9 protein-coding genes are annotated in these 8,263 nt (G+C 41.7%); all 9 read left to right on the top strand.

Annotation, left to right across the window (positions count from 1 at the left end; translation table 11 throughout):
- The first annotated feature begins 459 nt into the window (after window positions 1-459).
- The 9 genes from VST71_02675 (at window position 460) to VST71_02635 (ending at window position 8,209) form a co-directional block, all read left to right on the top strand.
- Entirely contained in the window at window positions 460-642 is a 183-nt protein-coding gene (locus tag VST71_02675) for a hypothetical protein (GenBank protein ID MEC4684624.1), read from the top strand.
- Window positions 626-991 carry a type II toxin-antitoxin system VapC family toxin gene (locus tag VST71_02670; protein MEC4684623.1) on the top strand — a complete coding sequence of 122 codons (366 nt, stop codon included), beginning with the start codon at window positions 626-628 and terminating at the stop codon, window positions 989-991. The genes VST71_02675 and VST71_02670 overlap by 17 nt, the downstream gene beginning before the upstream one ends.
- Window positions 992-1,294: 303 nt before the next feature.
- Window positions 1,295-2,071 (top strand): glucose-1-phosphate cytidylyltransferase, encoded by a 777-nt coding sequence (gene rfbF, locus VST71_02665; GenBank protein ID MEC4684622.1) that lies wholly within the window; start codon window positions 1,295-1,297, stop codon window positions 2,069-2,071.
- Between the two features lie 9 nt (window positions 2,072-2,080).
- Window positions 2,081-3,196, top strand: coding sequence for an NAD(P)/FAD-dependent oxidoreductase (locus tag VST71_02660; GenBank protein MEC4684621.1), 1,116 nt, complete (start codon window positions 2,081-2,083; stop codon window positions 3,194-3,196).
- 13 nt (window positions 3,197-3,209) lie between these two features.
- Entirely contained in the window at window positions 3,210-4,229 is a 1,020-nt protein-coding gene (locus VST71_02655; protein MEC4684620.1) for an NAD(P)-dependent oxidoreductase, read from the top strand.
- 203 nt (window positions 4,230-4,432) lie between these two features.
- Window positions 4,433-5,020: a dTDP-4-dehydrorhamnose 3,5-epimerase gene (rfbC, locus tag VST71_02650; GenBank protein MEC4684619.1), complete on the top strand. Its 588-nt coding sequence runs from the start codon at window positions 4,433-4,435 to the stop codon at window positions 5,018-5,020.
- On the top strand, window positions 5,017-6,240 hold the full coding sequence (locus VST71_02645; GenBank protein ID MEC4684618.1) for a class I SAM-dependent methyltransferase: 1,224 nt from the start codon (window positions 5,017-5,019) through the stop codon (window positions 6,238-6,240). The genes rfbC and VST71_02645 overlap by 4 nt, the downstream gene beginning before the upstream one ends.
- Window positions 6,240-7,088 (top strand): NAD(P)-dependent oxidoreductase, encoded by an 849-nt coding sequence (locus VST71_02640; protein ID MEC4684617.1) that lies wholly within the window; start codon window positions 6,240-6,242, stop codon window positions 7,086-7,088. Before VST71_02645 ends, VST71_02640 begins: the two co-directional genes overlap by 1 nt.
- On the top strand, window positions 7,085-8,209 hold the full coding sequence (locus VST71_02635; GenBank protein MEC4684616.1) for a class I SAM-dependent methyltransferase: 1,125 nt from the start codon (window positions 7,085-7,087) through the stop codon (window positions 8,207-8,209). The genes VST71_02640 and VST71_02635 overlap by 4 nt, the downstream gene beginning before the upstream one ends.
- The last annotated feature ends 54 nt before the right edge of the window (window positions 8,210-8,263 follow it).

Below are 8,263 nucleotides of genomic sequence, written 5' to 3'. Positions count from 1 at the left end.
TTTAGATATTTTGCTCACTTGAAATGCCCCTTTCTTTGGTTATTGCGCTTCCCACGCTTCTTATTTTAACCAATAGATTCGGGGCATTTCTACCTCTTACTGTTTGTTTTTTGTTTTATCGCGCTTCTTTAAGGATTAGTTGGCGCTCTGTACAAGGAGCGTTCCTATCATTTTGGAAGAAAACCCGAGTACAGAATAGTTTATTTCATTGAGGAAAAGTTGATCACAGTCACTCTGATAGGTACAAGAGAGGGTATATATAAAAAGGCTAAAAGAAGACGATAATTTTTTGAATATTCAAACTTGAACAGAAAATACTATTCAGACAGGATTAACAGGATAATGGAAGGATAAATATCAACAGGATCAACCAGCCGGACTAAAGACTTTATGTTATAATTAAGCAACAACAAGGAATCCTATCGTTCAAAACAACATTACAGTATCTGGAGGCATTCAATGGGCACCATCTCAATTAAAAAGAGTGACGACATTACAAAAATAAGGCGAAAAATACAGAGAGATCTTAAAAGTGTAAGAACACTTAACACCTCTAAGTATATCGGCAAGCTAAAATTAAAAGAAGAACCATTATCTTACCAGAGGCGGATCAGAAAAGAGTGGAATGAATATACTGATTGATACAAATATTGCACTTTATCTGTTTGGAGGTGATTCCCGTATTGCAGAGTTATTAGATGGCCAGATAATTCATATATCGTTTGTTACCGAATTAGAACTTTTAGGATATCCAGGGCTAAACAGGAAAGAAAAGAAATTAATTCTTGATTTTCTTGAGGACTGTGTGATTATTGATATAAATAAACGTATCAAGAATTATACCATAGAATTTCTGAAAAGGTATAAACTGAAAATTCCCGATGGGATCATAGCCGCAACCTCTGCTTATCTTGGTATTCCCCTTATGAGTGCAGATACTGATTTTGTATCAGTGAAAGAAATTGATTTCATTGCGTATAACCAGAGTTAATTTAAGAATCAACTCTGTTTTTTTAATCAGTTATCCTGTCCATCCTGTCTAAAGAAAAGAAAATCAGTTATCCTGCCCGCCTGGTGTTAAAAGGCTTGACCACACCACAGCAAATATCATATACTTTTAACGTACATGAGGGGGGCATGTCACAATTCCTACAATTATGTAACCCCCTGAAAGAACTCATTAAAATCCAAACCCAACAGGTGCGTTGGGGGTGGCGGTAGCATGTCTTTTTTTGCCAGTTTTTGTGCTTGCCAGCTTGTCAGCTTACTTATCCCAACAAAAAGGATCCGACCCATGAAAGTAGTAATATTAGCCGGTGGCCTCGGTACACGTTTAAGCGAAGAAACCGTTATTAAGCCGAAACCAATGGTAGAGATCGGCGGCAAGCCCATCTTGTGGCATATCATGAAGATTTATTCCCACTATGGTTTTAAGGAGTTTGTTATTTGTCTGGGATACAAGGGGTACATAATCAAGGAGTATTTTGCCAACTATTTTCTTCATCAATCCGACGTAACAATAGACCTGAAAGAAAACAATATGGAGGTTCATGACTCCAAGGCCGAAGCATGGAAGATTACACTTGTGGACACCGGGTTGAACACAATGACAGGTGGAAGAATAAAACGGGTCCAAAAGTTTATCGGTAACGAAAGCTTCATGCTTACTTATGGCGATGGTGTGGGAGATATTAATATTGGTGATCTGTTGAGTTTTCATAGAAGACACGGGAAAGCTGCAACCGTAACAGCAGTCCAGCCATTGGGGAGATTTGGTGCAATAAATCTGGATGACAAAAACAGTGTTCTGACTTTTCAGGAGAAGCCAAGAGGGGACGGTTCCTGGATAAATGGTGGTTTTTTTGTGTTAGAGCCTGAAGTGTTTGATTATATCCACGGAGATGAAACTTACTGGGAACTCGATCCCCTGGAAAATCTCGCAGAATCCGGGCAGTTGGCAGCATATAAACATCATGGGTTCTGGAAGCCGATGGATACATTAAGGGATAAGACGGAGTTGGAAAGCTTGTGGAATACGGGAAAAGCAGACTGGAAAGTATGGGATTCATAGATTTTTAAAATGGACAAAGTTGAAATAACAATTATTGGCGCTGGCGTAATTGGTTTGGCAATTGCAGCAGAACTATCAGCAAAATATGATAACATCGTTGTGTTGGAAAAACATAATAGCTTTGGACAGGAAATAAGTAGTCGCAATAGCGAGGTAATACATGCCGGGATATATTATCCTGAAGCTTCATTAAAAGCACGATTATGTATAGAGGGTGCTGAAGATTTATATAAACTTTGTGAAAGATACTCCATACCTTACAAGAAGTTGGGCAAGCTAATTACTGCCACAGACCAGGCAGAAATAAAGACAATTGAGGAATTTTTAGAAAAAGGTAAGAATAATAATGTAAAAGATCTTAAACTTTTCGATAAACAAGATGTTAATAAAATCGAACCAAATACTAACGCAGTAGCAGCTATTTATTCTCCAAATACAGGTATCATTGATTCACATTCTTTAATGAAACATTTTTACAATATGGCTAAAGATAGGGGAGTTCTTTTTGCTTATGATAGCGAAGTGATATTGATAAATAAACAAAATAAAGAGTTTATAGTTGGCATCAAACAGGAAAACTATTATTTTAAATCTCAGATAGTAATAAATTGTGCAGGACTTTCAGCAGATTATATTGCAGGATTAGCAGGTATTGATATTGACGATGCTGACTACAGACTTAAGTACTGTAAAGGTTCATACTTTTTTTACGCAAAGAAATCACCAGTCAAAATGCTTATTTATCCAGTGCCACAGAAGGAACTGATGGGTTTGGGTGTTCATGCTACATTGGATTTAGGAGGTCGCCTTCGTTTTGGTCCTGATACAGAGTATGTGGATACAATTGATTATAATGTTGATAGTAATAAAAAGAATATTTTCTATGAGGATGCATCGAAGATCATATCCGGACTTGAAAAAGTAGCGTTTGTTCCTGATATGGCAGGAATTCGTCCGAAATTGTATGGTACTATCGAGGAAACGAGGGATTTTATTATTAGTGAGGAAACAGATAAAGGATTACCAGGACTTATAAATTTGATAGGAATTGAATCTCCTGGACTTACAGCATCTCCAGCAATAGCAAAATATGTACGAGACTTGACTGAAAAAATACTTACTTAATGTGGGAGGTAAAATGATTTTAGTTACAGGAAATACTGGATATATAGGCCCGGTTATGACAAAATTATTAAAACAGCATTCATATGAGGTTGAGGGTTTAGATACTAAGTATTTTGAAGGATGTGATTTTTTCCCTCCTGAAAACTTACCTACAAAGCAAATAATAAAGGATATCAGAGATGTTAATGAGCAAGATTTAAAAGGTATCACTTCTATCATTCATTTAGCAGGATTGTCCAACGATCCCTTAGGAGAAATAAATCCGACTCTTACACCTGAAATAAATTATGTCGCATCCATTAACTTAGCTAAGTTAGCTAAAAAAATTGGAATAAAGAGGTTTATTTTTGCTTCTTCCTGTAGTTTATATGGCATTGCATCGAATAATAAGCCTTTGACAGAGGAAGGGAAACTTAATCCGATCACTGCTTATGCCAAAGCAAAAGCTATGGTAGAAGAAGAAGTGTCGAAATTAGCTGATGATAACTTCCACCCTGTTTTTATGCGTAATTCAACTGTATATGGTTTGTCTCCTAATTTGAGGTTGGATTTAGTAGTAAATAATCTAGTGGCAGGCGCTTATCTTACAGGCAAAGTGACTGTTTTAAGCGATGGGACCCCTTGGAGGCCTATTATTCATGTTGAGGATTTCTGTAGAGCTTTCATTGCAGTATTAGAAGCCCCTTTTGAAAAGATACATAATCAGGCTTTTAATGTGGGAATAAATGAAGAAAATTACCAAGTTATTGATATTGCAACTACGGTTGCAGAAATAGTCCCTGATTGTCATGTGGAGGTTTTAAATAAAACAGGCTCAGATGAGAGGACATATTGCGTGGATTTCTCTAAGATAAGTAAAATTAATTTTAAGCCATCCTGGAATTTAAGGAAAGGGATTGGTGAGCTTTATAATACATTTAAAGACTTGGGATTAACTTTGGAGGATTTACAAACTTCTAAGTATTTTAGAGTAAGGAAAATCAATGAATTAATGGAAAATGAGAAAATAGATAAAGACCTCAGATGGAAATAGTAAAATTCTCTTTAAAGAATTAAGCTGGCATATAGGAGAATACAGAAAATTTCAGGAATATCTACTTCCGGTAAATTGGAAAATACTCAACTTTACGCAGTAAAAGATAAGCGTAAACTATATAATACACTATAAGGTGTGACATTAGGATGCAAAAATGTCGAAAGTGACCTTCCTTGAGATTTCGGATGACTAACAGTCGTATGCAATTTGAGAATAGGGCAAAGAGAAATAACCGTTTTCACTTCCACCCTACACCTCTTGAGGGCCTCTACGTTGTGGAACGTAGGCCCATCAAAGACCAGAGGGGTTTTTTCTGCCGTTTTTTTTGCGCAGAGGAATTTAAGGATGCCGGATTTACTAAGAGTATTGCCCAGATCAACCATAGTTATACCATCAAGAAGGGCGCTGTCCGTGGTCTGCACTTCCAGTATCCCCCATATGCTGAAGCCAAGATTGTTGGTTGCCTCCAGGGTGAGGTCTTTGATGTGGCCGTGGATATCAGAAAAGGTTCGCCCACATTTTTGCAGTGGCATGGTGAAATCCTGTCTGCTGTGAATCAAAGAAGTCTTCTGATCCCCGAAGGATTTGCCCATGGTTTTCAGACGTTGACCGAAGGCTGCGAATTGATCTATCTCCATTCAGCTCCATATTGTGCCCAGGCCGAAGGAGCGCTCAACGTTAACGACCCCCGGATCAGTGTGTTATGGCCGGTTTCAGTGACAGATATCTCTGATCGGGATCGTGGTCATGCCTTTCTCCGGTCGGATTTTGAGGGTATTGCCTTATGAATTGCCGTCACTGTCGCACTCCCCTGGAACACGTTTTTCTGGACCTGGGATTTGCTCCACCATCCAATGCCTATCGGAAGGAGGAGGATTTGACTAAACCTGAACTTTACTTTCCGCTCAAGCTCTATGTCTGTGATCACTGCTGGCTTGTTCAGACAGAGGATTACGTCCATGCCGATGAGCTTTTTAGCAGCGATTATGCCTATTTCTCCTCCGTGTCACAGATTTGGTGTGATCATGCCACACGGTACGTGGAAATGATTACAGAACGCCTGTCTCTCGGACAGGAGAGTTTTGTTATTGAGATTGCTTCGAATGACGGATACCTGTTGAAGAACTTTGTTGCCCGAGACATCCATTGTCTGGGGATTGAGCCAACCACAAGCACTGCTGAGGCTGCGGAGAAGATCGGTGTGCCGGTTCTGCGCCGTTTTTTCGGAAAACAGCTTGCCCTGGAGTTGGCTGATGAGGGAAAACAGGCCGATCTTATAATCGGGAACAATGTCTATGCCCATGTGCCGGACATTAATGACTTCACAGCCGGACTGAAAGCAGCCCTAAAACCAGGTGGTACGATCACCCTGGAGTTTCCCCATCTGATGCGTCTCATTGAAGATGTTCAATTTGATACTGTCTATCACGAGCATTATTCCTACCTGTCCCTTTCCACTGTGGACCGGATATTTGCAGCCGCAGGGCTGCGGATATTTGATGTAGAAGAGCTGCTCACGCACGGAGGCAGCCTGAGGGTGTACGGCTGCCATGCAGACGATACAAGACCCTGTGAGGAGGCCGTCTCGGCCTTGCTTGCTGAAGAACAGAGCCAGGGGATGCAGAACCTATTGACCTACAGGGGGTTTCAGGCAAAGGCCGATAGGGTTAAGGATAATTTGCTTGGTTTTTTGATTGATCAAAAAAAGAAGAGGAAAAAGGTAGCCGCTTATGGCGCTGCTGCCAAGGGCAATACCCTGCTCAATTATGCAGGCGTTAAGAAGGATCTGCTTCCCTACGTCTGCGATGCTGCACTCTCTAAGCAGGGAAAGTTTCTTCCCGGGAGCCATATTCCAATCCTGCATCCTCCAGTACTAAAAGAGCGGAAACCGGATGTCCTGCTCATCCTGCCCTGGAATATAGCCCAAGAGGTAATGCAGGAGAATGCCTTCATCCGTGAATGGGATGGGAAGTTTGTGACGGCAGTGCCGAGTTTGAGAGTAATATAATGAGAATCGTTATTACTGGAGCAACAGGATTTGTCGGCCGACACCTTGTTCCTGAATTGATGGCACGTGGACATAGCGTATTGGCAGTGGCCAGAAATATGGAACGAGGGAAGTCAATGCCATGGTTCGATCAGGTCGAGTTTGTTTCAATGGATGTACATGATCCATCGCTTGATCCAAAGACTTCTTTGGGAGTTCCGGATGTTCTTGTTTATCTCGCCTGGCCGGGGTTGCCCAACTACAAGGACCTTTTTCATTTTGAGCAGAACCTGCTGGCAGCTTACCGTTTTATCAAGAAGATGGTTGAGGCCGGGGTCCAACGTGTTCTGGTTACGGGAACCTGTTTTGAATACGGGATGCAAAATGGACCGTTATCCGAGGATTTGCCGACATTGCCGGAAAACCCATACGGATTAGCAAAAGACACTCTACGCAGGTTCCTTCAGGAACTGCAAAAACATCATCCATATACTTTACAGTGGGTTCGTCTGTTCTACATGTACGGTGAGGGGCAAAATCCAGGTAGCCTGTTGGCGCAATTAGATTGTGCCATTGATCAAGGCCATGAGAGTTTCAATATGTCTGGTGGCGAGCAGTTGCGTGACTATCTACCCGTGAAAGAAGTTGCCGGACGTTTGGCTGTTCTTGCAGAGAACCCGGACATCAATGGAATCATTAACTGTTGCAGCGGAAAGCCCATTTCCGTTCGCAGACTGGTTGAAACGAGAGTCAAGGAAAGGCAATCAAGCATCAGGCTAAATTTGGGTTATTATCCTTACCCTGATTATGAACCGATGGCCTTCTGGGGCGACGCCTCAAGACTCAAACCTCTCTTGGAAAGGGCATGAGTGACAACATCCTTTTGCAGGTGGACGATCTTCCCGTACAACAGAACCGTGTGTATAGTACGGCTCAAGAAGCTTTGGACTGCCCAAAAGGTAATGTTTTGCTTGTACAAGATCAAGGAACAGGCATCGTCCATAATTCGGCCTTCAGCCCAGATCTGGTGATCTATGACCAGAATTATCAGAATGAACAAGGTTGTTCCCGTATCTTCCAACAACATATGTACGAAGTCGCTCGCATTGTTCAGCGGCATTTCGGCAAAAAATCCATACTCGAAGTGGGTTGTGGTAAGGGGACCTTTCTCGAAATCTTACGGTCGATGGGGTTTAAGGCCGTGGGATTGGATCCAGCCTATGAAGGTGAAGAATCGTATGTTGTCAAGGAGCCGTTTTCTCCGTCTCTCGGGATGACTGGCGAAGCCATCATTCTTCGTCATGTTCTTGAGCATGTTCCAAATCCATTGCGTTTTCTCGAATCCATTGCTGCAGCTAACGATGGGAAGGGTTTGATTTATATAGAAGTTCCTTGCCTTGACTGGATATGTGATCACAGAGCTTGGTTTGATATTTTTTATGAGCACGTCAACTATTTTCGGTTGTCGGATTTCTCCAGGATGTTTGGGAGGATTATCGAATCAGGATGGTGTTTCGGCGGCCAATATCTTTATGTGGTGGCTGACTTGACGACAATAGGCTTGAGTTCTGAGGGAAGGGCAGGAGATTTCTCATTTCCCGACGATTTCTTTTCAAGTATTGACCTTGCGATTGACAAGATTCAATATTCAAAGAGCAAGAAGCATATTGTTTGGGGAGCGGCTTCGAAGGGTGTCATTTTTGTGCTGCACCTTTTGCGTCGAGGTGCGGTGGTTCCGGAGTTTGCTATCGACATCAGCCCAGCGAAACAGGGCAGGTTCATGCCCGCCACTGGCCTTCCAGTGCTGGCGCCGGAGAACGGATTACCTTGCTTGAGTTCCGGTGATTCGATTTTTGTCATGAACTCAAATTATCTCGAAGAAATCCGTCTACAGGCGGGCTCCAGGTTCATATATCACACGGTGGATCAAAAAAACGGTCTGAAACACAATGGCGAATCGAAACATCTGAAGGCAACTTTCTGTAATTAATTTCGGAGGTAGAATTAAAAATGGCGAACGATCCAATACAACTCTTCATTGAAG

Source organism: Nitrospirota bacterium, from assembly GCA_035873375.1.
In the GTDB taxonomy this organism is placed as follows: Bacteria; Nitrospirota; Thermodesulfovibrionia; order Thermodesulfovibrionales; family JdFR-85; genus BMS3Bbin07.
This window is presented reverse-complemented; position numbering and strand designations above follow the sequence as displayed.